The sequence below is a fragment of the Hyphomicrobium denitrificans ATCC 51888 genome, assembly GCF_000143145.1.
GTDB lineage: Bacteria > Pseudomonadota > Alphaproteobacteria > Rhizobiales > Hyphomicrobiaceae > Hyphomicrobium_B > Hyphomicrobium_B denitrificans.
The window spans coordinates 368,092-394,073 of the sequence record NC_014313.1 but is presented as its reverse complement, the minus strand read 5'-3'; the positions used below and the strand labels follow the sequence as shown (position 1 = coordinate 394,073).

Below are 25,982 nucleotides of genomic sequence, written 5' to 3'. Positions count from 1 at the left end.
GCGTGCTCGGCATGTAGAGTTGCGTCCAATTCGCGAAACAGTAGAGGAGAATGCCCCATCCGTAGACCTATGCGACCCGAGCCCCAGAGCCGGGAAAACCAAGGGCCCCGCATCAACGATCAAATCCGGGCCCGGGAAGTTCGTCTCATCGACGAGAACGGACAGAACGTCGGCGTCATCGCCAAATTCGATGCCCTCGCCCGTGCTGGGGATGTTGGACTTGATCTCGTAGAGATCTCGCCGGATGCCGAGCCGCCGGTATGCAAGATTCTCGATTTCGGAAAATTCAAATTCCAGGAACAGAAGAAGGCCGCCGAGGCGCGTAAGAACCAGAAGATCGTCGAATTGAAAGAAATCAAGATGCGACCCGGCATCGACGATCACGATTACGACGTCAAGCTGCGCGCCATCAAACGTTTCTTCGAAGAAGGCGACAAGGTGAAAATCACCCTTCGCTTCCGCGGCCGCGAGATGGCGCATTCGCAGCTCGGCATGGCCGTGCTTCAGCGCGTCAAGGTCGATACCGAAGCCATCGCCAAAGTCGAAAGCGAGCCACGCTTTGAAGGCCGGCAGATGGTCATGGTTCTCGCTCCGAAATGACCGCCCGCGGCGGGGTGAATGATCCCCGCCCCACGCAGCGGTTCACGGACAATCCAGCGAACGCAATCGAGAGCCTTGCTCGGCCATGAGCAGGGCTCTAGTTTTGTCTGGCCTGCAGTGGAGCGGAAGCTATGAACCAGGACAGCCCGTTTGATTTTTCCATATTGGATCAAATCGGCGCGCCGTACCGCTTCTTCGAGGCCGGCGAGAAAATCTTCCTCGAGGACGATGCTGCTGACGCGATGTACATGGTCCGCTCAGGACGCGTCGACGTCATCACTTACGGCACGGTCCTCGAAAACGTGCGCGCCGGGGGTATTTTCGGCGAATTGGCGCTGATAGACGACGGTCGTCGCAGCGCCGCCGCGATGGCTACCGAGCCGACCGAAGTCGTGCAAATCGACAAGCAAACATTTCTCGCTGTCATCCGAAACGACCCCGAATTCGCTCTTCGGGTCATGAGCCTGCTCGCCAACAGGCTTCGGCGGATGAACAAGGAACATTAAGTGCTTCCGGAAAAATGGAAACCGGTTTTCCGGTGAGAAGCACGATAATGCCACGACAAAGCAAGGACCGAGAGTCGATCCGCTGTTCAACGAAATGCGGAACGGCTCGAGGAACGAGCAGCAGCAGCAGTTGCGCGGCTGCTCGCTCCAAAGCCGGCCGTCAGCAGCCGTTTCTGATCATGCAGCGGCGGAAACGCGGACCGCCCCAGCCCCAGCGATCAGCGCAGATGTTGCGCCATTTCACGCAACGGCCGCCACGCCAGCCCGGACGACGCCAGTACTGAGCCTGCTGAACGAGTGACTGGCTGATGCCCGTCTGCTGAGGGGCCGAAACTGGCGCTGCCTGGGCAGGGGCACCTGCTGCGAGGGAAAGTCCCGCCGCGACGACAACGGCCGCGGAAAGCGTTGCAATGCGCATGAAAAAGCTCCGTTAACTGATGGCGCACAAGGCGTTGAGCGCTCCGGACCTTCGCAGCCGACGCCTGAATGACCCGTGAATAACGATATACAAATTGGTGATATGGCGTCAGTCGAGATCGATGATCCCGAGCGACGCCAGCGTTATGAAGGTCGCAATCATAAACGCGCCGACGATCAGCACCAAAGCCGGATAGAAAGCCGCGAACACAACGCCGGCGCGCCAGCCGCTCGCGGAGCGGACACTGATGAGGAACGTCGGAAACGCCGCCAGGGATAAAATCGTCGCGACAAACGGATCGAGTTTCATCGGACTGTCTCTCGGACCAGGGCGATCAGTCCGTGTATCTTCGCTCCAAGTTGAAACTTGCAACACCCGTTAAGGCGAAATCAGGCGCAACGAGCGGCAAGTATGATGTTGCCGATAGTTGCAAGCTCCTTGAACTCCCGCCCTGCCCGGTCGAAATAGCGCAGACGCGAACGAGCAACCCGGTTTAAGAGATCATGCGTTGATGATTTGAGGGCCAGCCTCCCCGACCGGCGACGTACCGAGCAAAAGCCATCTCATGCGAGCCAAAGCCGAACACCTGCTGCGCTACACGGGCACGAACATCGTTTCGACCGTCGTCGACTACACGCTTCTGCTGACGCTGACGCACCTCTTCGGCATGCCCGTCGTTCAAAGCGTCATCGGCTATTCGGCGGGCGTCATCGTCAATTATCTACTGTCGAAACGATACGTTTTCACCGTCGACACCTCGCACAAAAGCCAGCACCGCTTATTCATGGAATTCGTCGGAACCGGCTTCATCGGCCTGCTGATCACCGCCGTTGTGGTGTGGTTTGGCGTGCACGTGCTGAAACTGTCCGCGGTCGAGAGCAAGACCGCGGCGCTGCTTCTCTGCTTCATCGCGCTGTACTTCGCGAGACGGCACATCGTGTTCACCGCAAATCCGGCGAACTCACCCGCAGGTTGAGCCTCCGTGCCGCTGAACGTGATCGCCTCTAGAGATTCACGTGCTGGATCACGTAGCTGCCGCCAGCCGCGATGAGACCGGCGATCAGCACGTAGGGCAGCACCGAGATCAACACCATCAGCAGATCGACGAACGCTCGGAAAATCTGTTCCGCCGCGCGCCAGAGCTGAAAAAAGCCGCGATAGAGAACATAGACGATCGCGATCACCGCAATCGCGAGCACCGCGATCTTCCAGACCGGCAAGGACTGCCAGTCGGACCGGAAAATCGTCACCATCTGCCCGAACGACCACTGCCAGACGAGTTCGATGAACCTGAAGATCGCGGTGATCCCCTGCTGCAGCAGATTGACAATCTGATCGATGATTTCTCTCACGGTTGCATCTCCCTCGCCCCACGACGCCTTTTTCGGCGTCTGCGCTCCCAACGCGGAAGCGTTTTATCTGGTTCAGCAGGAACGAGCGTGACTTTCCCGTTCCGGCGAGAAAATCATGAGATTGCGTGGCAGAAATCGCATGCCCGCTGAAGATGTTGCGATTTCCGCAGCATTTCCGTATAAACCCTCCCAGAGCCGCCCGGCGAGGCATGCCGTGGCGGTTCTTATGCTTTTGAAAAACAAGCGGAAACCGCAAAAAAGCACCCTTCGCAGGACCGGCAATTTCACGATTGTCGAGAGTGCGGACGCCGCAAGGCATCTGCATTTCGGCTCGCAAGAGCCGTGAGCGCAACCCGAACCGCCGCACTTCGGACCGCAAGGTCCGGGGCCGCAAGGCGGCCCGGCGCGAGCGCCGCCCCCGCGGAGGGCCAGCCGAACGCGTAAGCGATCGGCGACGGGCCCGCGAGCGAACTAAAGGACACAAAGCAAAATGCCTAAGATGAAGACCAAGAGCGGCGCCAAAAAGCGCTTCAAGATGACCGGTACGGGCAAGGTCGTTGCCGCCCAGGCCGGTAAGCGTCACGGCATGATCAAACGCACGGCGAAGTTCATTCAGAAGGCGCGCGGCACGGGTGTGCTGAACGACTCTGACGCGAAGATCGTCAAGAAATACATGCCCTACAGCCGATGATCTTTTCGGCGCTTGCGGCCGGCTCGCGGAACGCGAGTCGCAAGCGCCCAGCAAAGACTCATCCACCCACGCACAAATCTTGAAGAATTAGGAGAAATCCCATGGCCCGCGTCAAACGTGGCGTAACTGCCCACGCCAAGCACAAGAAAGTCATCAAGGCCGCCAAAGGCTATTACGGCCGCCGCAAGAATACGATCCGCGTCGCTAAGCAGGCAGTCGAGAAGGCGCAGCAGTACGCCTATCGTGACCGCAAGCGTCGCAAGCGCAACTTCCGCGCTCTCTGGATTCAGCGCATCAACGCCGCCGTTCGCGAGCATGGCCTGACCTACGGCCGCTTTATCAACGGCCTGACGAACCTCGGCATCGAAGTCGATCGCAAGGTCCTTTCCGACATCGCGATCAACGATCCCGCAGGCTTCAAGGCGCTCGTCGACAAGGCCGCGAAAGCCGCCGCCTCGCCCGTCGCTAAAGCTGACCAGGACAAGGTCAAGAAGGCGGCCTAAATCGCCTTCGCTTTACTGCGCTGACGTCATCCCGGCGAAGGCCGGGATCCATCCAAGCCGGACCGAACTGCGCGAAAGACACTTGGACGGATCCCCGCCTACGCGGGGATGACGTTGGTAATTGGCCAATCCAGCCATCTCACCGACGTCGGACGTGCCATGAGCCAAGACCTGAATAAGCTTGAAGGCGAATTAGTCGCCGAAATCGACGGCGCCAAAGATCTCGCCGCTCTGGATGCCGTCCGCGTTTCGGCACTTGGAAAAAAAGGCCGCGTCTCAGAGCTGATGAGCAAGCTCGGCTCGCTCCCGCCGGAAGAGCGCAAGACCTTCGGCCAGACGGTCAACACCCTCAAAGGCAAGATCTCGACTGCGCTCGACGAACGCAAGGCAACGCTTGAAACCGCGGCGCTCGATGAACGGCTGAAAACCGAGCGCGCCGACGTCACGCTTCCCGTTCGCCCCGGTTCCGTCGCCGATGGCCGAATTCATCCCGTCAGCCAGGTCCTCGACGAAGTCATCGAAATCTTCGCCGATATGGGCTTCAGGGTCGCCGAAGGTCCGGACATCGAAACGGACGAGATGAACTTCGACAAGCTGAACATCCCGGCCGACCATCCGGCGCGGCAGGATCACGACACATTCTATTTCTCGCCGAAGCCCGACGGGTCGCGCCTGCTTCTGCGCACGCACACGAGCCCCGTTCAGATCCGCACGATGGTTTCGCAGAAACCGCCGCTTCGCATCATCGCGCCGGGCCGCGTCTATCGCTGCGACAGCGATCAGACGCACACGCCGATGTTCCATCAGGTCGAAGGCCTCGTCATCGACGAGAAGACCCACATGGGCCACCTGAAATGGGTGCTGCAGGAATTCTGCAAGGCGTTCTTCGAGGTCGACGAAGTAAAGATGCGTTTCCGCGCCTCGCACTTCCCGTTCACCGAACCGTCGATGGAAGTCGACATCGGCGCCGAGGCGATCGGCAAGCCCGGTCAGTGGCTCGAAATTCTTGGCTGCGGCATGGTGCATCCGAACGTGCTGAGGAACTGCGGCCTCGATCCCGAGAAATATCAGGGCTTCGCGTTCGGCGTCGGCCTCGACCGCCTGACGATGCTGAAATACGGCATCCCCGATCTCCGCGCCTTCTTCTCCGGCGACCTGACCTGGCTCAGCCACTACGGCTTCTCCACCCTCGACGTCCCCACCCTCGGCGGCGGACTATCAGCGTGATGATGGCAGCAGATCACATCGTCATTCTCGGCCGAGCGCACACATCGTGTGCGTTGAAGGCCGGGAATCCAGCGCAAAACGCGCCAACGGCACAATATGGCGTCTGCGACAACTCTTATGCTGGATCCCCGAACGTCCTCGCGGGGGCTCAGACGCTCGAGGATGACGAACAATGAAATTCACGTTCTCCTGGCTCAAGGATCATCTCGATACCAACGCCTCGCTCGACGAGATCGAGACGACGTTGTCGGCGATCGGTCTTGAAGTCGAAGCCATCGAAGACCCGGCGAAGGCGCTCGGCGCTTTCGTGATCGCGCGCATCGTCGAAGCCAAGAAGCATCCGAACGCCGACAAGCTGCAGGTCGTGCAGGTCGAGATCGCCAAGGGCCAGCCGCTGATGGAGGTCGTCTGCGGCGCGCCGAACGCACGCGCTGGCCTCGTATCGGTCTTCGCACCGCTCGGAACTTACATTCCCGGTTCGAAGATCACGCTCGAGAAGAAACCCGTCCGCGGCGTCGTCTCGAACGGCATGATGTGCTCGGCCGCCGAACTCGAACTCGCCGACGATAGCGCCGGCATTCTCGATCTGCCCGCCGAATGGGCGAGCAAAGTCGGCGAACGCTACATTGACGCGGCCGGCCTCAACGATCCTGTCATCGAAGTGAAGCTCACGCCGAACCGCCCCGACTGCACGGGCGTGCGCGGCATCGCACGCGATCTCGCCGCCGCCGGTCTCGGATCGTTGAAACCCGAGCCGAAACTCAAAGCCATCAAGGAAGCGTTCGACTGCGCCATTCCGGTGAAGCTCGACTTCTCGGCTGACACGGCCAACGCCTGCCCGGTATTCGCGGCGCGCACGATCCGCAACGTCTCGAACGGCGCATCGCCTGATTGGCTGCAAAACCGTTTGAAGGCCGTCGGCCTGCGCCCGATCAACGCCCTTGTCGACGTCACGAATTACATTTCGCTCGATCGCGGCCGTCCGCTGCACGTCTACGACGCGCACAAGCTCAAAGGCGCAATCCACGCCCGCCTCGGAAAATCCGGCGAGAAATTCCTCGCACTCGACGGCAAGGAATACGCCGTCGACAGCACCATGTGCGTCATCGCCGACGATAGCGGCCCGCTCGGTCTCGGCGGCATCATGGGCGGAGAGTCGACGGGCTGCACGCCCGAGACGACCGCCGTCCTGATCGAAAGCGCCTGGTTCGATCCCGTGCGCACCGCCGCCACCGGCCGCAAAACCGGCCTTCAGAGCGATGCGCGCTACCGCTTCGAACGCGGCGTCGATCCGGCATCCGTTCGCCCCGGGCTCGATCTCGCAACCGACATGATCCTAGAATTCTGCGGCGGCGAGGCATCGAAAGCCAAGGTCGCTGGCAAGGAACCGATCGAAAATCGCGTGATCGCATTCGACTTCGCGCGCGTCGCGAAGCTGACCGGCGTCAAGCTTCCCGAAGCCGAGATCGCGAAAATCCTGACGGCTCTCGGCTTCAGGATCGAAGGCGAACCGAGCGCCGCGAAAGTCACCGTGCCGACTTGGCGTCCCGACGTGCATGGACCGGCCGATCTCGTCGAAGAGATCGTGCGCATCGCCGGTCTCGAGCTCATTCCCGCAACGCCGCTGCCGCGCCTCGACGGCGTCGCGCGGCCCGTGCTGACCGAAAAGCAGAAGCGTGCGCGCCGTGCCCGCCGCCTGCTTGCGTCGCGCGGGTTCGTCGAAGCCGTCACCTGGAGCTTCATCCCGAAGGATCAGGCGAAGCATTTCGGCGGCGGCGCGGAAGCGCTCGACCTCGCCAATCCGATCTCAACGGAACTGTCCTCGATGCGTCCCGGCTTGCTGCCCGGACTGCTGACCGCCGTCACCCGCAATCGCAATCGCGGCGCTTCGGACGTTGCGCTGTTCGAGCTTGGCCAAGCCTATCGCGGCGAAAAACCGGAAGACCAGTATCTGAGCGCCGCGGCCGTGCGCGCCGGAACCGCCCGCATCAGCGGCGCCGGCCGGCAATGGAGCGGCTCGGGCGAACCCGTCGGCGTCTTCGACGTCAAAGCCGATGTCGTTGCAGCCTTGGCATCCCTCGGCATCGACGCCAGCAAAGCCCAGATCACGCGTGACTGCCCACCCTGGTATCATCCGGGACGCTCCGGCACGCTCCGGCTCGGACCCAAAACCGTGCTCGCCTACTTCGGCGAGGTCCACCCGGCGACGCTCAAGGCCCTCGACGTCGAGGCTCCTGTCGCGGCGTTCGAAATCTTCATCGACGCCCTGCCGCCGGAAAAGAAAAAGTCGCGCGCCAAGCCCGCGCTGGCGGCATCCGATCTGTTGCCTGTCAAACGCGACCTGGCGTTCGTCGTGGCGAAGGACGTGGCCGCCGGTGACGTCATCAAGGCCGCGCTCAACGCCGATAAGACATTGATCCGCAACGTCAACATTTTCGACGTCTTCGAAGGCGGCAACCTCGCGGCCGAGGGCAGAAAGTCGGTCGCGATCGAAGTAACTCTGCAGCCCGGAAACGAAACACTTACGGATCAGGCCATAGAGACAATTGTCAAAAAAATAGTGGCGGATGTTAAAAAAGCGACCGGCGCCGAACTTCGGTCCTGAAGGACAGCCCCACACGTAACGCTGGAGATGACCATGACGGCTACTGCACCCACTTCCGACGCGACGACTGGGCTGCATAAGATCGTCATCATCGGTGGCGGCGCGGGCGGCTTGGAACTCGCAACCCAGCTCGGCAACAAGCTCGGCAAAAAGGGCAAAGCCGAGATCACGCTGGTCGACAAATCGCGCACGCATATCTGGAAGCCGCTGCTGCACGAGATCGCCGCCGGCAGCATGGACACCGGCCGCCACGAGCTGGCGTATCAGGCGCAGGGTCACTGGCACGGCTTCCGTTACCGCTACGGCGAAATGATCGGCCTCGACCGCGCCAACAAGCGCGTGCACCTCGCCGCAACTCACGACGAAGATGGCCGCGAGATTACGCCGGATCGCTGGTTTCCGTACGATACGCTCGTCATCGCGGTCGGCAGCATCTCGAACGATTTCGGCACACCTGGCGTGAAGGAACACGCGATCACGCTCGACACGCCCGAGCAGGCGCGGCGTTTCAATCGCCGCCTCTTGAACGCCTGCGTCCGCGCCTACGCGCAGCAGGGCCCCGTGCGGCCCGGCCAGCTCCACGTCGCGATCATCGGCGCCGGCGCAACAGGCTCCGAGCTTTCCGCCGAGCTGCACCATGCAGCGCGCGGCCTCGTTGACTTCGGCCTCGACAAGATCGACCCCGAAAACGACTTCAAGATCACGCTGATCGAAGCCGCTCCGCGCATTCTGCCGGCGCTGCCTGAAAGACTTTCGACGGCGACCACGAATATCTTAAAGAGCATTGGCGTCGACGTACGCACCGGAAGCCCGGTGACGAACGTCTCCGATCAAGGCGTGACCCTCGCCAACGGCGACTTCATTCCTTCCGAGCTTGTCGTCTGGGCCGCAGGTGTCAAAGGACCGGAAGTTCTGTCGAAACTCGACGGCTTGGAAGTCAGCCGCAGCAACACGCTTATCGTGCGCCCGAGCCTGCAAACGACGAAAGACGACAACATCTTCGTCATTGGCGATGCAGCTTACCTCGTGCCGGATGGCGACACCGCGCCCATCCCGCCGCGCGCCCAGGCCGCGCACCAGCAATCGAGCCACCTCGTCCGCCAGATCCAGCGCCGCATGCACGGCGAGACGAAGCTCGCACCGTTCAAGTATCGCGATTTCGGATCGCTCGTGTCACTCGGCAAATATTCGACAGTCGGCAACCTGATGGGCTTCGTCTCCGGCAAGTCGCTACGCATCGAGGGCTGGTTCGCGAAAATTATGTATCGCTCGCTCTACAAGATGCACGAGGTTGCGCTGCATGGGCCGATCAAGGTTGCGCTCGACTCGCTGGCTCGCCTCCTGACCCGGCGCACCGAACCGCAGGTCAAGCTGCACTAGGCGACATTGTCTTCGGCATTGCCGGCCGGCTCGACGAAGGAGGGCCGGCAACGCCAAGCAAAACGATCAGCTCCGCCCGCGCAGCGCCGTCAGCAGTTCCGACGTCGGATAGCTGTCAGCCGGGAAGCCCAGCTTGATCTGCATTTCCTTGACCGCCTTGCGCGTTCCCGCTCCGAGCTTGCCGTCGACCTCGCCGACGTCGAAGCCGCGCCGCTTCAGAAGCGCCTGCAGCTCTTTCGTCTGCTCGTAGCCGAGCGACGGAACATTTCCGCTCGCGCGGCTGAGGTTCGGAGCACCCGTCATGCGCGCCGCCAGATGCGCCGCCGTCGTCGCATAGGTCAGCGACTGGTTCCACTGCGTGTAGACACGGAAATTATTGTACGCGAGGAAAGCCGGGCCGTTACGCCCCATCGGCAGCAGCAGCGACGCCTGGAGATCGTCCGACGGCAACCTGTGGCCAACACCTTCGACACCCCACGCGACCCACTGCGATCGCGGGAGCAAAACGGTGAGATCGGCCTTTTCCCACGGCAGCTCCTTCGTGACCCGAACCTGTTCCAGCCACGGCTCGCCCCGCTTCCAACCCATCGACGCGATGAAGTTCGCCGACGATCCGATGATGTCCGGAATATCGCGGATCAGATCGACGCGACCGTCGCCGTCATAGTCGACGCCGTAGTTGTAGTAGTGCTGCGGCAGGAACTGCGTCTGCCCAAGTTCACCCGCCCACGATCCGATCATCTGGTCCGCCGTGAGATCGCCGCGTTCGATGATCTTCAGCGCGGCTTTCAGTTCGTTGCGGAAGAAGTCGCCGCGACGGCAATCCCAGGCGAGCGTCACCAGCGAGCGCATGACGGACAGATTTCCCATGCCGCCGCCGAAGTCGCTCTCGAGCGCCCAGAAGCCGGTGATGACAGCGCCCGGCACGCCATACTGTTGTTCCGCGCGATCGAAGATCGACTTGTAACGCTGCAGATAGGACTTGCCCATTTTCTCGCGGCCGTTGGTCGCGAGCTTGAAATAGAAGTCGATGAACGTCTGCGAGAAGAATCCTTGCTTGCGGTCGCGCGCGACGACGCTCATGTCGGGCGTCATGCCGCCGATCGCATCATCGATCGTTCCCGCATGGATGCCTTCGGCGATCGCTTCCCGTCTGAAATCGGCGAGCCAGCGCTGAAACGGCACCGTGTTCTGGCAGTTGCGCTTATTGGCCGGAGGCGGTGGCGTGGCTTCCGCGAACGCCGCGCCGGACATTGACGCAAACGCCATCGTTGCGATCGAAAAGATCAAAAAACCTGCGCGCATGGAAAGCCTTCGGAGGGTTGTGTGTCGCCGTCACTGTGTCGGCAGACCGGAATGGGTCAAGACACTATGGCCTGAATGAGGCTAACATCTGCTTGACGCGCATCGAGCCCAAGCAATCGGCACGCTAGGCGCTGCCGATCAGGATTCCGACCGCGAAAACGAGCAGGCCTCCGACCACGACTTCCAGCGCCGCCCTGAAGAATTTCGTGTCCATGAACCGCGCACGGACAAACGCAATAATCCAAAGCTCGATGAACACGACGACGATTGCGACCGACGTCGCGGTCCAGAAATTCGGGATCAGATACGGCAGCGTGTGACCAAGTCCGCCCAGCGCCGTCATCAGCCCCGTGACTCCGCCGCGCACCCACGGACTGCCGCGACCCGAAATGTTGCCGTCATCCGCCAGCGCTTCCGCGAACGCCATCGAGATACCCGCACCGATCGACGCAGCGATGCCGACGAGAAACGTCTGCCAGGTGTTATGCGTGGCAAACGCCGCCGCGAAGATCGGCGCCAGCGTCGAGACCGACCCGTCGATCAGACCCGTCAAACCGGGTTGCACATACTGGAGCACAAACGTGCGACGTGCCGCCTGCTCCTCGACCGACTTCGCCGTCGACGTCAGCTCCACCTCTGAGATGTGCTGCGCGAGGCCGAGATGCCGGTCTTCCGCAACGATGAGATCGCCGATCAGCTTGCGCACTTCGGCATCCGAAATTTGCGCAATGGCCGCACGATAGAAGTTACGCGTTTCGAGTTCGATCTCTTCTGCCTGCCGCCGCACTTTCTCGATGCCGAGCGGCCGCACGAACCAGATCGGATCGTGGCGCACGAAACCCGAGACGTCCTGACGCCGGATCAGCGGAATATGTTCGCCGAACTTCCGCCGGAAGAGATCGATCAGCCAGCGCCGGTGATCGTTCTCCTCCTGCCCCATCTCCGTGAAAATCTTCGCCGACGCCGGATAGTCTTCTCCGAGCCCGGCCGCATAGTCGGCATAGATTCGGCTGTGCTCCTCCTCCAGCGAAATGGCGAGAGCCAGAATTTCACGCGCATCGAGATCGGCGAATTTTCGCATTGGACAGAATTCCAGGCGCAGCCAAGGGCCAACTCTAATTTAGAATAGTTCTAATATATGATGGGGCTATAGATACCGCAAGCAGTGCTGACGCGCGGCGCAGTCGCACCCGACCTAGTGCGCGCAAACACGAAAACGCCGGCCATCTTGCGAGGGCCGGCGAATGAATGACGTAACCGCTTTGGATCGCGAGAGGTTAACGCGAGCTGGATTTTCCGCTACCGCCCGACTTGCCGAAGGTGTTCTGCTGAGCGTCGACCCAGGTCGACATCGCCTGCTGCCAGCCCTTCTGCCACATCTCTGCGGCCTGCATCCAAAACTGGATCGGATTGGCTGCGCCCGCACCGAAATCGGGCATGCCCGGGAAAACGCCACCGGGGAAACCCGACTGACCTGGCGTGACATTTCCAAAACCGGGGAAATTAGGGAAGTTCGGCAGCTGGCTGGTCGAACCGATCGACTTCACCTGCTTCTCCCACACATCCATGACCTGATCGACGGCCTGAAGCTGCAGTTTCGACGCGTTTTGCATCTGTTTGCGGCTGAGTTCGACGAAGTCCGTCGGCCAGCCCAACGACTTGGCCGCTTCCGCCATCTTGTCGAAAACAGCATTGCTGTTCTTCTCGCCGAGTTCCGCCAGCTCAGAGCGCCAGTTCGACATTGCATCGAATGCCTGCGTCACGGCCTTGCGCGTATCATCGCCAAGCTTGGTGAAAGCGGGATTGGCATCGAAAGGTGAGTTCGCCATATCGTCTCTCCGGATTTCGCACGTCTCTTGCGGGCTTTCCCCAGCTTTTTCGCACACTGACAACCAAGTCGCCAGTTATCTTATAGGTCCATGCGGCGAAGGAACCGCCAGCTAAATAGCCTCAACAGCTTAACGGCCCTTTTGCCATCAGGTTCCGGGTGCTATGAGCCCCGCCCATGACCGATATCTCACGTATACGAAATTTCTCTATCATTGCCCACATTGATCACGGCAAATCGACATTGTCGGACCGCTTGATTCAGCTTTGCGGCAATGTAACCAACCGGGAAATGAAGGCCCAGATCCTCGACTCGATGGATATCGAGCGCGAGCGTGGCATCACGATCAAGGCCCAGACCGTCCGCCTGGATTACAAGGCGAAGGACGGCGAAATCTATCAGCTCAATCTGATGGACACGCCAGGCCACGTCGACTTCGCCTACGAGGTTTCGCGCTCGCTCGCAGCCTGCGAAGGCGCGATCCTCGTCGTCGATGCGAGCCAGGGCGTCGAAGCGCAGACGCTCGCGAACGTCTATCAGGCGCTCGACAACAATCTCGAAATCCTGCCCGTTCTGAACAAGATCGATTTGCCCGCGGCCGATGCCGACCGCGTCAAGCAGCAGATCGAGGACGTGATCGGCATCGACGCGTCCGACGCGATCGGCGTTTCCGCGAAGACGGGCCTCAACGTCGAAGCCGTTCTCGAAGCCATCGTCGAACGTCTGCCGCCGCCGAAAGGCGATGGCACGAAGCCGCTCAAAGCCATGCTGATCGACAGCTGGTACGACGCCTACCTCGGCGTCATCGTCCTCGTGCGCGTCATCGACGGCACGTTGAAGAAGGGCCAGCGCGTCAAGCTGATGTCGAGCGGCGCCGACTATCAAATCGAGCGCGTCGGCATCTTCCGGCCGAAACAGGAAATGCTCGAGAAGCTCGGGCCGGGCGAGGTCGGTTTCTTCACCGCCGCGATCAAGGAAGTTGCCGACACCCGCGTCGGCGACACCGTGACGGACGAGAAAAATCCGACCGCCGAAGCGCTGCCCGGCTTCAAGCCGGCGCAGCCCGTCGTCTTCTGCGGGCTGTTCCCCGTCGACGCGGCGGACTTCGAAGACTTGCGCGAAGCGATGGGCAAGCTACGCCTCAACGATGCGAGCTTCTCATTCGAAGCGGAAAGCTCGGCCGCTCTCGGCTTCGGCTTCCGTTGCGGCTTCCTCGGACTGCTTCACCTCGAAATCATCACCGAGCGTCTGGAACGCGAGTTCAACCTCGATCTCATCACCACCGCGCCGAGCGTCATCTACCATCTGCATATGAACGACGGCACGATGATCGAGATGCACAACCCGGCCGACATGCCGGAGGTCGTCAGGATCGATCACATCGAGGAACCCTGGATCGAAGCGACGATCCTCGTGCCCGACGATTATCTCGGCGCCGTTCTGAAGCTCTGCCAGGATCGGCGTGGGCGTCAGAAGCAGCTCACCTACGCCGGTTCGCGCGCCATGGTGATCTACGAACTGCCGCTGAACGAAGTCGTGTTCGACTTCTACGACCGTCTGAAAAGCGTATCGCGCGGCTATGCCTCGTTCGACTATCACATCAAGGATTACGAGGAAGGCGACCTCGTCAAGCTGTCGATCCTCGTCAACAGCGAGCCCGTCGATGCGCTCTCGATCGTCGTGCATCGTTCACGCGCCGAAAGCCGCGGCCGATCGATGTGCGAAAAGCTCAAAGAGCTGATCCCGCCGCATCTGTTCCAGATTCCGATTCAGGCCGCGATCGGCGCCAAGGTCATCGCCCGCGAGACGATCAAGGCGCTACGCAAGGACGTCCTTGCGAAGTGCTACGGCGGCGACATCACGCGAAAGCGCAAGCTGCTCGACAAGCAGAAGGCCGGCAAGAAGAAGATGCGCGAATTCGGCAAGGTCGAAATTCCGCAGGAAGCATTCATCAACGCCCTGAAGATGGACGACAACTAAACAAGGAGCGACCTATGTAGATCGCTCCCCAAGGCTCTCGTTTTACACATATTCGACGAGGCGCCAGTAAACAGCTTTGCCATTGTGTGGAGGGAACTTGTTCCCTTTTGCAATCGGCGCCGAAGTCGAAGGATTATCCTCCGACACCCATTTACCGCTCTCAGGGCACGTCTCGCCCGTATACTTTCTCGTTCCAAGAGGGGTCTTCATCGACCCTTACTCCTCTTTGACGAGCCTTGACCGCCGAGTCTCGAGGGAGGTACCCTACGATTCGTGTGCCGACCATCAAAGCCCAGTTGCTTGATGACCTCGGATGAGGCCGCAGAGGGTTGCACCCCTCTGCGGCCATTTTCATAGTATATTTACCCTTTTGCGTCAAATATATTGTGCGTCAATCGTCAAATTGACACTAGGTGTAGCGTTTGTTTAGTGGTTTGCGTTGTGTCCAAGCAACTGATTGAGCTGGATAATTTGATCCGCGCTAGACAAGCGCGAATGTTAGAACTTCGTCGGGAAATATCTCGAATGGAGGGCGAATTAGATGGGCTTTTGCACGCCCGCAGACTTATCGCCGACAAAGATGATTTGAGCCCCCCCACACTGCTATCAGGAGCGGACCTCAATCCAAGCAAGCGCGAACGCGAAATTTCTCCGCAGTGGAAAGCAATTCTCGTCAACGTATTTTTGCGTCAATCACCAAACCCGGTGTCGATAGATGAAGCTATGTCCTACATCCACATGATGGGATGGGGCATCAATCGCAATGCCGTCCGCTCCCAACTTCACCTTTACGCGCAGCGCGGGATGCTTAAACGGATAGGAGAGGGCCTTTACCGCGCGACGGACGCAATCAAACCTTTTTGCGAATAGCACCAAGCAAAAAACGGCGATCCAAGGGATCGCCGTTTCGATTTTAGGCTGTGATCAAACTCAGTCGTTGTCGATTTTTTGCTTGATCACCGACATGTCGGTAGCGCTCAAGTCGACATCATACTTTTTGCCATCGGCGCCGATGGCATCGTCGACTTCCCACTTTCCGTCTTCGAACTCGACTTTACCCCATTTCGAAAAACCGGCCTTGGTCAGTGCCGCCGTGACAGCGGTCGTTTCCTCAGCGGTCGGCGGACGGCCGTCGGCGAATGCAGCGCCAGCGAACAGCGCCGTGGATGCAAAAATCGCGGAAGCGGTGATGCTACGGATCATGACTGAAACTCTCCTTGCAAGTGTGACACCCGGCAACGCCCGAGAACCTGTTTTCGTTCAGAACCAGCCGCAGGTGAGAGTGGATCTCGGCATCACCGGCCGCCATTCCAGCCCTGCCGCCGCATGGCGCGCTGACGTTCGCGGAATTCGATATCGGCGGGCCGGGACGAGCCGGTGTCGCACCACGGATTTCCGTAGTAGCCATAAAAGCCATTGATCGGCGTGCAGTCGCGCGTCGCGTACGGCGGAGGCCTGTTCTTCTGCCTCTGGCTGTCCTTGCCTCGCGGCGCGGCAGACGCTGCGAACGACGTCGCGACGAGGATGAGCACTGCCGATATCAGCATCCGCATTTACGCAATCCTCCCAGATCGCCATGAGGCATGTTTCCGGCCGAGCACCACGATGCCTCGCCCTACAAATATGAAGGCCCCGGCGTCTCCACCAGGGCCCTGCGGTCTTCCTGCTTAATCGCTGCTGAAGGATCAGGGCAGGCGGCCGAAGCTGAACAAGCCATAAAGCCACGCCGCCACGGCCCCGAACCCGGCCGAAATGCAAAGGATCGGCACGATGAGTTCGACGTTGCCCTCGACGAGCGGCGACGTCTGATGTGAGAGGTACGGCACGATCGTGAACGCGCTGATGAGGCCTGGCCCGAACAGCCCGAGGATCGCGCCGCGGATCGTCATCATGCCCTCAGGCCGCCAGCCGAGGATCAGCCCGAACAACGCACCCCAGAGCCCACCCGTCACGGCCGTTCCGACCAGCCACGGCACCTCGATATCCGGAGCGATCAGGCTGCGCGTCGGCTCCATGCTCCAGGGCTCGACGTTCCATCCCGTCCAGTAGTGCACAAAAAGCCAGCTGATGAACTCTTGCACCGTCACGGCTGCGATCGCCCCTGCGATGAAGCCGACGATAATACTCTTCAAGGCATTCATGTCCGTTCCCCTTCTTCTGTCCCCGTCCGTCACGGCCCTTGCTACCCTGCTGCGACCAAATATGCCACGGTCCAGGGACTTATTATAGATTTCAAGCCACTCCTGTTGGCGCACGAGCACGCTCATGCGGCATCTTAACAGGCTGCCTTATTCTCGCCCACTGCTTCGCGTTTTCAGCTTCCGCCGCGTACCGGTTCATCGGCAACGCGTTCGTCACGGGGGGCCAGCCTGACACGCTGAGGCCCGGACTCGGCACCAAGGCAGCTGGCGCTCGCGGCTTCCTTTTCCAAACATCCAGAGATGCCCACCGCGCGAGATGCGGTCGCGGTTTCCACCCCTCAGAGAGGCGTGGCCTGGCGTCGATTGGACATTCAGACATCACAACCAACACAAGGACTTCCCATGAGTAAGGGATCTTTTGCTCTGCTTTCTGTTGTGCTTGCGACTGCCGTACCGGCGACCGTCAATGCTGCACAGTTCGATGCCAATCTGAAGAACCGCGCGATGACCAGCCGCCACCTCGCCGCCGCATCCGGGTCGTCAGTCACCTGTCTGACGTGGGAGGCACGTGCCCTCCTCAACCGCATCCGCGCTCGCTTCGGCAACGTCGAGATCGTGTCGACCTGCCGCCCCGGCGCCAAAATTGCCGGCACCGGTCACCCGTCCCGCCATGCTTCGGGTCAAGCCATCGACTTCCGCGTTCCCGGGAAAAAGGGACAGGTTGTCAGCTGGCTCATTTCCAACCACCACAACGGTGGGGTCATGACATATCGCGACATGGATCACATCCACGTCGACATCGGACCGCATTTCGTCGCCTTGAACCGCCCGAGCGGCCGGACTTGATCTAACGGGGGGTGGGCGAAAGACGCCCGCCCCGACCCCTCCGGGCCATTCGTAAACGCGTCGTCCGAAACCCGAAACAGCCCGGATTTAAAGCCCCTTTAAGCCATTCGGCAGAGCCTCCGGAAGGCTCCCCCGCCTTGCCTTTCTTGCCTGTTCAAGGCATATAGTCGCCATCGAACACGCCTTGGCTTACTCTTCGACAGCGCTACCGCCTGCTTTAAGACGTCTCCATCGCGCGATTTGATGGCCTCCGTCATTCCGCCGGAGGACGCACGTTTGCTTTGGAGGCAATTAATGTCGAATGGGACTGTGAAGTGGTTTAATGGTCAGAAGGGCTACGGATTTATTCAGCCGGAAGAAGGTGGCAACGACGTATTCGTGCACATCTCGGCGGTTGAACGCGCCGGCCTTCAGTCGCTCCGCGAAGGCCAGAAGATCTACTTCGAAACCGAACGTGGACGTAACGGCAAGATCGCTGCCGTGAACCTTCGTCCGCTCTAACGATTTCGAGAAGACCACTTTACTCGCGCGGGGAGCAGCTCGTCTGCTCCCCGCTTTTCTTGTCAGACCACAGTCGGACAATCAGACCCTAGAACAGGACGTTCGGAGATCGAATGGCAAAAGAAGAGATGCTCGAGTTCGAGGGGGTGGTGGACGAGGTCCTGCCCGACGCGCGTTGCCGCGTGAAGCTCGATAACGGGCATGAGGTTATCGCGTACACCTCGGGCCGTATGAAGAAGAACCGCATCCGCATTCTCGCGGGCGACCGTGTCACCGTCGAGATGACGCCGTACGACCTCACCAAAGGGCGCATCAACTTCCGTCACAAGGACAGCCGTCCTGGACAGGGCGGTGGTGAATTCTCTGGCGGCGCTCGTCCTGGTGGACCGCCTCGTCGCGGCGGACGCTGAACGCACGTCACAAGGGGCGAATGCCCCTAAACTGTTTCTTCCGCACGCTGATGATGATCGGCGCCCAGGCGTCGCGCGATCCAGATCCACATGAGGACCAAGGGCATGGCGACGGCGCCCATCGCGCCGGCGGCGAAGCCCAAACCGCCTCCAAGGCCCGCATAAACCCATCCCGACGCCGCGTCGCCGCCACGGAACACGACCGTATCAATGAAGTTCTGGACTTTGTATTTTTCGTCCGGCGACGCCAGCGTGTAGATGACCTTGATCGCCGGATTTGCGAGCGAGAACGCCACGATGCGTTCCGCCACCATCACGGCAGCAACCACCCATAGCGCAGCATCGAAACTCAACAGCAGCGTCCCGACGGTAGCCGTCACCGGGAGCGCCAGCAGCGCCACCGTCACACCGAAGCGCTGCAGAATGCGCGCCGTGCCGAACACTTCGATGAGAAACGTCACGATGCTCACGACGAGATCGCGGCCCGAGAAAAACGCGACCCGCTGCGCACTGTCCGGAATGGTCAGCGCCACAAGCCTGGCCTGCTCGAGATAGAAAAACGTTCCGACGACATTCGCGAGAAAGATGAAAATCGCGATGCGCGCGAACATCGGCGTCGTGAACACCTTGATCGCACCATCGAGGATGCCGCCGCCGGTCGCGTCCATCTCTGGCCCCGCGGCGCCGGTCTTGAGCCGCCTGACCGCCAGCCCCGCGATCATCGCCGCAGTGAGCAGCGCCGCCGACACCAGCAGCAGATTGACGGGTTCGACGAAACGTACGAGCCCTTGCGTCAGCAGCGGTCCCGCGAGCGCGCCGGCCGTGCCGCCCGCTGAGATGAAGCCATAAAGCCGTTTCGCTTCCGTGTGGCTCCAGAGCTCGGCCATCAGGCTCCAGAACAGCGACACGACGAACAGATTGAAGACGCTGCCCCAGACGAAAAACGTTCCCGCGACCCAGACGTTCTTGTCGCCCGTCTTCATCGCCAGCCAGAAGCCGATCAGGTTGAGCACGAAGAAGATGTAGATCGACGGCAGCACGAGCCGCCGCGGAAAGCGCGCCGCGACGAACCCGAACAACGGCACCAGCGCGACCATGACAAAGAAGACGACGGTGAACAGCTGGTGTAGCGCGTCCTTGCCGAGGCTGACGCCGATCTCATCCCGAACCGGGCGCACGATGTAGTAGGCGGACAGAAGCGCGAAAAACATCGCGAACGACGCGAGAAGCGCCGCGACCTCACCCGGCTCGACGTTGACGAAGCGTTTGAGCCACGAAGCCGGCTGCTCCGCCGAAGGCAGGGGCGTTTCGTCCGTCATGGATCTCCGGGAAGGCTGGCGGCCAGGGAATACCGTTCAGAAATCTGTTTACTCCGAACTGAATCGCCGTCTCAACCGTTCAAAAATGGCTCAACCCTTGGTGCACTGCAGCGGAGAATCGCTCCATGAATGGTCGTCTGCGGCACTGTACCTTTCTTGCATTGGTGTGCTTTAGCATTAGGGAAGCTAACGTTTTCAGGATTGTCGCAATTTTCAATAGTTCTATACTTATGCAATGCAGCAACAACATGCTGCTCTGCGATTTGGAGATAACTGCCGAAAAACGGCGTTAAATCAAAGGATTCGGAGCGATATGAACTACTATGCCTATGAAATGGCCCACGCGTTCATGTCTCCCGTCCGATTCGGTGTTCAGGCTCTCCGGAACACCCTCGACTGGCCCTTGAACCCCATGGCCTATACCGCGGCTGGCAAAAACATGGTTGCCGCCTGCGAAGTCTTCGAAAGCATCACACGCCGCTACGGCAAACCGGAGTTCGGCATCAAGGACGTATCAGTGAACGGTATCGACGTTCCCGTTCACGAAGAGATCGCGCTGGCGCTCCCGTTCTGCAATCTGATCCATTTTGTTCGCGACGAGACGAAGTCCGGCAAGCGCAACGACCCTAAGGTGCTCATAATTGCGCCGATGTCAGGGCACTACGCGACCCTGCTGCGCGGCACGGTCGAAGCGATGCTGCCTGAGCACGAAGTCTACATCACCGATTGGACCGACGCCCGGAACGTTCCCATCGCCGCCGGACGCTTCGATTTCGACGACTTCGTCGAATATCTCACACACTTTGTCCGCTTCATCGGCGAAGACACGCACGTTCTCGCCGTCTGCCAGCCCGCCGTCCCCGCGCTCGTCGCGACCGCTGTCATGGCGGCGCGCCATGAAGACATACAGCCCGCCTCCTTGATCCTGATGGGCGGCCCGATCGATACCCGGCGCAACCCGACCAAGGTCAACGAGCTCGCCGCACAGAAATCGATCGCCTGGTTCGAGCAGAACGTCGTCATGACGGTGCCGTTTCCGCACGCTGGTTTCATGCGCCCGGTCTATCCCGGTTTCATGCAGCTCACCGGCTTCATGACGATGAACCTCGAGCGCCACATGAACGCGCACGTCGAGTTGTTCAACAACCTCGTCAAGGGCGACTGCGACAGCGTCCGTCAGCACCAGACCTTCTATGAAGAATACCTCTCGGTCATGGACCTGACCGCTGAGTTCTACCTGCAGACCGTCCAGACGGTCTTCCAGGAGCATCTGCTGCCCGACCGCAGGCTGATGCACCGTGGCGAACTCGTCGACTGTTCGGCCATCACCAAGACAGCCCTGATGACGATCGAAGGCGAGCGCGACGACATCTGCGGCCTCGGCCAGACGGAAGCTGCGCACGATCTCTGCACGTCCGTCCCGAGCGACGAAAAAGTCCATTACGTGCAGGCCGGCGTCGGCCACTACGGCGTCTTCAACGGAACGCGCTGGCGCACCGAAATCCAGCCACGCATCCGCGAGTTCATTCGCGACGTCAATTACAAGCACCGGTCGAACGAACAGGCGGCGCGTGCGTCGCGGCCGCAACGCGTTCTGCAAGACGCGCTCGATGTCGCTCCCGAATGGCGAAAGAAGGGCTCAGGGCTGAACAGCGCCAACGGCAGTCACGCCCCAGAGACCACGCTCGCGAAATAAGCAGACTTCTTTGTAACCGACACCCGTCCCAGCGCGCTGACCTCAGCGCGCCGGAGCCGATTGCTTGGCGTCAGTGCGCCTCGTCCCAGTTGTTCGCAGCCTTCGCATCGACATGGATCGGAACGGCAAGCTTGAGCGCGGGTTCAGCTGCCGTCTCCATCACCCGGCGCGCTGTCGTGATGAGCGCCGAAGCCTCGTTATCGGCAACTTCGAACACAAGTTCGTCGTGGACCTGAAGCAGCATCCGCGCAGATGAAAGCTTCGCATCCACAAGCGCCGCCGGCATCCGGATCATCGCACGGCGAATGATATCGGCCGCCGAACCCTGGATCGGCGCATTGATCGCCGCCCGCTCCAGGAATCCGCGCATCGACGGATTCTTCGTGTTGATCTCCGGATAATGGATGCGCCGCCCGAAAATCGTCTCGACGTGCCCGTGCGCATGCACCTGCTTCTTCGTCGCGTCCATATAGTCGCGAATGCCGGGAAAGCGCTGGAAGTAGGTCTTGATGTAATCGCTCGCCTCTTCCCTGCTGATGCTGAGCTGATTGGCGAGCCCGAACGCCGAGATCCCGTAGATGATACCGAAATTGATTGCCTTGGCGCGGCGGCGAACCTCGGACGGCATGTCCTTCACGGGAACGCCGAACATTTCCGACGCCGTCATCGCGTGAATGTCGAGGCCTTCCGCGAACGCCTTCTTCAACTGCGGAATATCGGCGACATGCGCGAGCACGCGCAGCTCGATCTGCGAATAGTCCGCCGAGATGAGTTGCATCCCCTTGTCCGCGATAAACGCGGTGCGGATTTCGCGACCTTCCTTCGTGCGGATCGGAATGTTCTGCAGATTGGGATCGGACGACGCGAGCCGGCCCGTCGTCGTCGCACCCAGCGCGTAGCTCGTATGGATGCGGCCCGTCTCTGCGTTGATGTACGCCGGCAGCGCATCCGTGTACGTCGACTTCAGCTTCGTCATCTGCCGCCATTCGAGCATCGTATTGATCAGACGGCGCGCGTCGCCATCGATCTCCTCGTTGGCGGCAAGATCATCGAGAAGATTGGCGCGCGTCTCCCATTGACCGCTTTTCGTTTTTTTGCCGCCCGGCAGCTTCAGCCGGTCGAACAGCAATTCCCCGAGTTGCTTCGGCGATCCGAGATTGAACTTGTGCCCAACCAGCCCGTTGATCTCTTCTTCGAGCCGCACCGTGCGCTGCGCGAACGCATGCGACAGCCGCGAGAGAATATCCCGGTCGACCTTGATGCCCGCATGCTCCATGCCGACGATCACCGGCACCAGCGGCCGTTCGAGCGTCTCGTAGACGGTCGCCATGCGTTCGGCCGCGAGGCGCGGCTTCAACGCCATCCAGAGCCGCATGGTCACGTCGGCATCTTCCGCCGCATACTCCGTCGCCTTGTCGAGCGGCATCGCGGCGAACGTCTTGTCGGATTTCTTCGCGCCCGGCGCATGCCCCATCGCCTGCGCGAACGTCATGCACATATGGCCGAGATGACGCTCGGCGAGCGCATCCATGCCGTGCTGACCTCTGCCACCATCGAGCGCATAGGATAGAAGCATGGTATCGTCGAACGACACGATCTCGATGCCGCGCCGCTTCATCACCAACGCATCGTACTTGATGTTCTGCCCGATCTTCAGAACGCTCGGGTCTTCAAGCAGCGGACCGATCAGTGCCAACGCTTCGTTCGCAGCAAGCTGTTGCGGACGATTGTCATCGCCGCCGAACAGATCGCCGCTCGGCCCCGTATGACCGAGAGGGATATAGCAGGCTTCCCCCGGCGCAACCGCGAGAGATATTCCGACAAGCTCGGCATCGAGCGCGCTGAGATCGGTCGTCTCGGTGTCGAAGGCGACGCGTCCGGCTTCCCGCGCGCGTCGAACCCACTCTTCGAGCCGCGCTCGCGTCGTAACCGTCTCGTACTTGCTGCGATCGATCGCCTGTGCTCGCGCAATCGCGGCGCCCGCAGCAACCGCCGCGGCGGGAGACGCATCCTGCGGAGCGCCTGCCTCGATGACGTCGAGGTTCACTTGCTGCGGCGAAACCCTGACGCTGGCTCCAACCGACACCGCGAGCGGCGGCGGCGCCTCGGCGCCTAGTCCCTCCGCGATGCGCTTCGTCAGCGTGTTGAATTCCATCATGCGCAGAAATCCGAGCAACGCATCCACCTGCGGATCGCGAACGCCCAGCGCATCGATCGCCGTTTCGAGCACGACGTCGTCTTTAAGCAGCACGAGACTGCGCGATATGCGCGCCTGCTCCGCAAACTCGATGAGCTTTTCGCGCCGCTTCGGTTGCTTGATCTCGCCCGCGCGAGCAAGAAGCGTATCGAGATCGCCGTAAGCAGCGATGAGCTCAGCCGCCGTCTTGATGCCGATCCCCGGCACGCCCGGAACGTTGTCGACGGAATCGCCCGCGAGCGACTGAACGTCGACGACCTTCTCCGGCGGCACGCCGAATTTCTCGATCACCTCGTCGCGGCCGATGCGCTTCGACTTCATGCCGTCGAACATCGTGACGCCGGGGCGCACGAGTTGCATCAAATCCTTATCCGACGAGACGACCGTCACATCGCCGCCGACGTCGACCGCTCTCCGAGAATACGTCGCGATAAGATCGTCCGCCTCGTAGCCGTCGAGTTCGACGCACGCGACATTGAACGCTCTGACCGCGTCGCGAATGAGCGGAAACTGCGGAATGAGTTCTTCCGGCGGCGGCGGCCGCTGCGCCTTGTATTGCGGATAGATCTGGTTGCGAAACGTCTCCCGCCCCGCATCGAAAATCACGCCCATATGCGTCGGGGCTTCCGACGCTTTCGTTTCGCGCAACAGCTTCCACAGCATCTGGCAAAAGCCATGCACCGCGCCGACCGGAAGTCCGTCCGAGGGACGCGTCAGCGGCGGCAATGCGTGAAACGCCCGAAAAATGTAGCCCGAGCCGTCGATCAGATAGACATGGCTGCCTTTGCCAACCGGAACGTTCTCCGATAGCGCCGCGGAAGCCTGTTCAATGGCATGGTCTTGTTTGGATTTTGTCGTCATGGGCCGCACTATAGGGACATCGCGCGGCCCGACCAACGCTCATGCGCGAGAATTCCGCCAGCCCGCAATCTGAGGTGTCGAAAAGTGCGGGCGCAAATCGCACACTACCGGATCATTCCGCTCGCTGCGCGTCGCCTCCGTTGACAGCATGGGAAGCGCATGGCTGATCTCCCCCCGCGTCGGCAACGAGCTGCCTGCCAAGCGGGCAGCGCAATGCGACGCCATCAGAAGGGAGTTACGCTTATGCGCATGACCAGGAAACTTACGGTTGCATTTCTGGCCACGGTTGCAGCCGGATTGGGGACTGTCGAAGCCAGCGCTCTGCCGCGCTGCCGGGCCCCCGTCGAAGGCTTCGCGACCGCGACCGGCATCTTGGGCGCCGGATCGGAAAAAGCCCGCATCGAAGCACGGCACAATTGGCGAGCGACCGTCGCGCGCCTCTATGGCCCGCGTTATTCGGATTTCCGCAACGCTCAGGGCCGCCAGTGGGACTGCAAGAAGGGCGCGATCCTTCTCGCGAAATGCGTCGTCGTTGCTCGCCCCTGCCGCTACTAGGCGATCGCGGAACCCGCCCAAACGGTGAGGCGACGAGCCTCACCCCTTTCCTTATCCGCGCCCATTCGCGCGGCGTGAGCATTTGCGGCCCGGCGGCGAATGCGGTATCAGTCTCGCTCTCTTAGGCACCCGTAGCTCAGCTGGATAGAGTGCTGCCCTCCGAAGGCAGAGGTCGTAGGTTCGAATCCTACCGGGTGCGCCATTTCAGTACAGAACTATGAACGCCGAACGCCGCCGATTTCCCTCCCGAAGCGGCGGCGACGAGCGTTCGCAGCAATTCCGACTTCGATCCCATGATGCGAGCCTCAGCGTCGTCAACTTCGACACGCTGTGCAGGCGAGCGCAGATGGTCACGGCGATAGCCGCCATCTTCCAGCCGTATCCGCTCTCGCGCCTTGCGGGCGAAGGAGAAGTCACGGCGCTGATCGTATCGATCGCTGGAAATTATTCGGCGATCGTCGCGGCGGCGACGGCTTATGGCAAAAACATTCTGCCGCGCGTCGCAGCCAAGCTCGACGTGATGCAGATTTCCGACAGCGGCCCTCGATGTGATCGACGACAAGATGGTCAAGCCTGTCCATCTGGATCGTGCGACCCTCGCAGCCAGTCTTGCCCTGCCGCGCCTTGGTCGAGCAAGTGTAATACCGATAGGTGCCGCCCGCGCTGCCCCGGCCAGTGCGCAGCGTCATAGCGCCCCCGCACTTGGCGCAGAAGCAAATGCCGGTCAGCAGCGTCGGGCCGCTCGAAACGCGCGCCGGCGTCACCATCGGCTGACGGGATTTGAGACGGGCTTGCGCCGCGTCGAAAAGCTCCCGCTCAATCAAGGGCGGTACCGCCATGATGGCGACCTCGCTCTCGGGCTTCTTCTGGCGGTCCTTGTGCGAGCGCGTATTGAACCTGTGCTCGCCGATATAGGTGGTGCGGGTCAGGATGGCATGGACTTGCGCCAAGCCCCATCGGCCGCCGTCGCGGGTGAAGATGCGGCGCTCGTTGAGGTAGGTCGCAATAGCCTTGACGCCCAGCGCGCCGGACATGCCATCACCTTCAAGGAACAGGCGATA

General features: G+C 60.8%; 26 protein-coding genes, 1 tRNA gene and 2 pseudogenes. 17 read left to right on the top strand and 12 right to left on the bottom strand.

Translation table 11 applies throughout. The features are described 5' to 3' along the window. The first annotated feature begins 69 nt into the window (after positions 1–69). Positions 70–600, top strand: coding sequence for a translation initiation factor IF-3 (gene infC / locus HDEN_RS01875; RefSeq protein ID WP_013214426.1), 531 nt, complete (start codon positions 70–72; stop codon positions 598–600). A 131-nt stretch (positions 601–731) separates the two neighbouring features. Next, positions 732–1,106: a cyclic nucleotide-binding domain-containing protein gene (locus tag HDEN_RS01870; protein WP_013214425.1), complete on the top strand. Its 375-nt coding sequence runs from the start codon at positions 732–734 to the stop codon at positions 1,104–1,106. A 160-nt stretch (positions 1,107–1,266) separates the two neighbouring features. On the opposite strand, the gene HDEN_RS01865 is transcribed toward HDEN_RS01870, so the two are convergent. Then, a complete protein-coding gene (locus HDEN_RS01865) occupies positions 1,267–1,524 on the bottom strand; it encodes a hypothetical protein (protein WP_013214424.1) in 258 nt (85 codons plus the stop codon). A 108-nt stretch (positions 1,525–1,632) separates the two neighbouring features. Continuing rightward, on the bottom strand, positions 1,633–1,833 hold the full coding sequence (locus HDEN_RS01860) for a hypothetical protein (protein WP_013214423.1): 201 nt from the start codon (positions 1,831–1,833) through the stop codon (positions 1,633–1,635). A 256-nt stretch (positions 1,834–2,089) separates the two neighbouring features. Between HDEN_RS01860 and HDEN_RS01855 the strand changes: the two genes are divergently transcribed. Continuing rightward, the gene (locus tag HDEN_RS01855; protein ID WP_013214422.1) at positions 2,090–2,500 is read left to right on the top strand and encodes a GtrA family protein; all 411 of its coding nucleotides are present in this window, start codon (positions 2,090–2,092) and stop codon (positions 2,498–2,500) included. Positions 2,501–2,528: 28 nt separating this feature from the next. On the opposite strand, the gene HDEN_RS01850 is transcribed toward HDEN_RS01855, so the two are convergent. Next, on the bottom strand, positions 2,529–2,876 hold the full coding sequence (locus tag HDEN_RS01850) for a hypothetical protein (RefSeq protein ID WP_013214421.1): 348 nt from the start codon (positions 2,874–2,876) through the stop codon (positions 2,529–2,531). 490 nt (positions 2,877–3,366) lie between these two features. On the opposite strand from HDEN_RS01850, the gene rpmI reads away from it, so the two are divergent. From rpmI to HDEN_RS01820, 5 genes are all read left to right on the top strand, one after another. After that, positions 3,367–3,567, top strand: coding sequence for a 50S ribosomal protein L35 (gene rpmI, locus HDEN_RS01840; RefSeq protein WP_013214420.1), 201 nt, complete (start codon positions 3,367–3,369; stop codon positions 3,565–3,567). Between the two features lie 101 nt (positions 3,568–3,668). After that, positions 3,669–4,070 (top strand): 50S ribosomal protein L20, encoded by a 402-nt coding sequence (gene rplT / locus HDEN_RS01835; protein WP_013214419.1) that lies wholly within the window; start codon positions 3,669–3,671, stop codon positions 4,068–4,070. Positions 4,071–4,229: 159 nt separating this feature from the next. Then, the gene (gene pheS, locus HDEN_RS01830; RefSeq protein WP_013214418.1) at positions 4,230–5,297 is read left to right on the top strand and encodes a phenylalanine--tRNA ligase subunit alpha; all 1,068 of its coding nucleotides are present in this window, start codon (positions 4,230–4,232) and stop codon (positions 5,295–5,297) included. A 172-nt stretch (positions 5,298–5,469) separates the two neighbouring features. Beyond that, on the top strand, positions 5,470–7,902 hold the full coding sequence (gene pheT, locus HDEN_RS01825; RefSeq protein WP_013214417.1) for a phenylalanine--tRNA ligase subunit beta: 2,433 nt from the start codon (positions 5,470–5,472) through the stop codon (positions 7,900–7,902). A gap of 33 nt (positions 7,903–7,935) precedes the next feature. Continuing rightward, positions 7,936–9,282 carry an NAD(P)/FAD-dependent oxidoreductase gene (locus HDEN_RS01820; RefSeq protein ID WP_013214416.1) on the top strand — a complete coding sequence of 449 codons (1,347 nt, stop codon included), beginning with the start codon at positions 7,936–7,938 and terminating at the stop codon, positions 9,280–9,282. A 66-nt stretch (positions 9,283–9,348) separates the two neighbouring features. Here HDEN_RS01820 and HDEN_RS01815 read toward each other — a convergent pair whose 3' ends face one another. The 3 genes from HDEN_RS01815 to HDEN_RS01805 form a co-directional block, all read right to left on the bottom strand. Beyond that, positions 9,349–10,587, bottom strand: coding sequence for a lytic murein transglycosylase (locus HDEN_RS01815; RefSeq protein WP_013214415.1), 1,239 nt, complete (start codon positions 10,585–10,587; stop codon positions 9,349–9,351). Between the two features lie 124 nt (positions 10,588–10,711). Then, positions 10,712–11,668, bottom strand: coding sequence for an iron exporter MbfA (gene mbfA, locus HDEN_RS01810; RefSeq protein WP_013214414.1), 957 nt, complete (start codon positions 11,666–11,668; stop codon positions 10,712–10,714). Between the two features lie 196 nt (positions 11,669–11,864). Beyond that, positions 11,865–12,416 carry a hypothetical protein gene (locus tag HDEN_RS01805; RefSeq protein ID WP_013214413.1) on the bottom strand — a complete coding sequence of 184 codons (552 nt, stop codon included), beginning with the start codon at positions 12,414–12,416 and terminating at the stop codon, positions 11,865–11,867. A gap of 176 nt (positions 12,417–12,592) precedes the next feature. On the opposite strand from HDEN_RS01805, the gene lepA reads away from it, so the two are divergent. Both lepA and HDEN_RS01795 read left to right on the top strand, forming a co-directional pair. Continuing rightward, a complete protein-coding gene (gene lepA, locus HDEN_RS01800; RefSeq protein WP_013214412.1) occupies positions 12,593–14,395 on the top strand; it encodes a translation elongation factor 4 in 1,803 nt (600 codons plus the stop codon). Between the two features lie 525 nt (positions 14,396–14,920). Continuing rightward, positions 14,921–15,265, top strand: coding sequence for a hypothetical protein (locus HDEN_RS01795; protein ID WP_013214410.1), 345 nt, complete (start codon positions 14,921–14,923; stop codon positions 15,263–15,265). A 60-nt stretch (positions 15,266–15,325) separates the two neighbouring features. Here the strand turns inward: HDEN_RS01795 and HDEN_RS01790 are convergent, their stop codons facing one another. The 3 genes from HDEN_RS01790 to HDEN_RS01780 all read right to left on the bottom strand — a co-directional run bounded on the left by HDEN_RS01790 (position 15,326) and on the right by HDEN_RS01780 (position 16,536). Next, complete coding sequence (locus HDEN_RS01790) at positions 15,326–15,598, bottom strand: PepSY domain-containing protein (protein WP_013214409.1); 273 nt, start codon at positions 15,596–15,598, stop codon at positions 15,326–15,328. Between the two features lie 92 nt (positions 15,599–15,690). Beyond that, positions 15,691–15,948 (bottom strand): hypothetical protein, encoded by a 258-nt coding sequence (locus tag HDEN_RS01785; RefSeq protein WP_013214408.1) that lies wholly within the window; start codon positions 15,946–15,948, stop codon positions 15,691–15,693. Positions 15,949–16,080: 132 nt separating this feature from the next. Further along, positions 16,081–16,536 carry a hypothetical protein gene (locus tag HDEN_RS01780; protein ID WP_013214407.1) on the bottom strand — a complete coding sequence of 152 codons (456 nt, stop codon included), beginning with the start codon at positions 16,534–16,536 and terminating at the stop codon, positions 16,081–16,083. 402 nt (positions 16,537–16,938) lie between these two features. Between HDEN_RS01780 and HDEN_RS01775 the strand changes: the two genes are divergently transcribed. The 3 genes from HDEN_RS01775 (at position 16,939) to infA (ending at position 18,293) form a co-directional block, all read left to right on the top strand. After that, entirely contained in the window at positions 16,939–17,382 is a 444-nt protein-coding gene (locus HDEN_RS01775; protein WP_013214406.1) for a YcbK family protein, read from the top strand. 294 nt (positions 17,383–17,676) lie between these two features. Then, positions 17,677–17,883 carry a cold-shock protein gene (locus HDEN_RS01770; RefSeq protein ID WP_013214405.1) on the top strand — a complete coding sequence of 69 codons (207 nt, stop codon included), beginning with the start codon at positions 17,677–17,679 and terminating at the stop codon, positions 17,881–17,883. A 113-nt stretch (positions 17,884–17,996) separates the two neighbouring features. Next, on the top strand, positions 17,997–18,293 hold the full coding sequence (gene infA / locus HDEN_RS01765; RefSeq protein WP_013214404.1) for a translation initiation factor IF-1: 297 nt from the start codon (positions 17,997–17,999) through the stop codon (positions 18,291–18,293). A 26-nt stretch (positions 18,294–18,319) separates the two neighbouring features. Here infA and HDEN_RS01760 read toward each other — a convergent pair whose 3' ends face one another. Beyond that, positions 18,320–19,612, bottom strand: coding sequence for an NTP/NDP exchange transporter (locus tag HDEN_RS01760; protein WP_013214403.1), 1,293 nt, complete (start codon positions 19,610–19,612; stop codon positions 18,320–18,322). 313 nt (positions 19,613–19,925) lie between these two features. Here HDEN_RS01760 and HDEN_RS01755 point away from each other — a divergent pair, with 313 nt between their 5' ends. Further along, positions 19,926–21,308 carry a polyhydroxyalkanoate depolymerase gene (locus tag HDEN_RS01755; RefSeq protein WP_013214402.1) on the top strand — a complete coding sequence of 461 codons (1,383 nt, stop codon included), beginning with the start codon at positions 19,926–19,928 and terminating at the stop codon, positions 21,306–21,308. A 70-nt stretch (positions 21,309–21,378) separates the two neighbouring features. Here the strand turns inward: HDEN_RS01755 and polA are convergent, their stop codons facing one another. Then, a complete protein-coding gene (gene polA, locus HDEN_RS01750; protein WP_013214401.1) occupies positions 21,379–24,366 on the bottom strand; it encodes a DNA polymerase I in 2,988 nt (995 codons plus the stop codon). Positions 24,367–24,615: 249 nt separating this feature from the next. On the opposite strand from polA, the gene HDEN_RS01745 reads away from it, so the two are divergent. The 3 genes and pseudogenes from HDEN_RS01745 to HDEN_RS18435 all read left to right on the top strand — a co-directional run. Continuing rightward, a complete protein-coding gene (locus HDEN_RS01745; protein WP_244466107.1) occupies positions 24,616–24,921 on the top strand; it encodes a hypothetical protein in 306 nt (101 codons plus the stop codon). Positions 24,922–25,046: 125 nt separating this feature from the next. Beyond that, positions 25,047–25,123: transfer RNA gene (locus HDEN_RS01740), tRNA-Arg, on the top strand. Between the two features lie 210 nt (positions 25,124–25,333). Next, a pseudogene (locus tag HDEN_RS18435) lies at positions 25,334–25,456 on the top strand (electron transfer flavoprotein subunit alpha/FixB family protein); the annotation flags it as partial. A 70-nt stretch (positions 25,457–25,526) separates the two neighbouring features. On the opposite strand, the pseudogene HDEN_RS01735 reads toward HDEN_RS18435, so the two are convergent. Beyond that, positions 25,527–25,955, bottom strand: a pseudogene (locus tag HDEN_RS01735) (recombinase family protein); the annotation flags it as partial. Positions 25,956–25,982 lie beyond the last annotated feature (27 nt).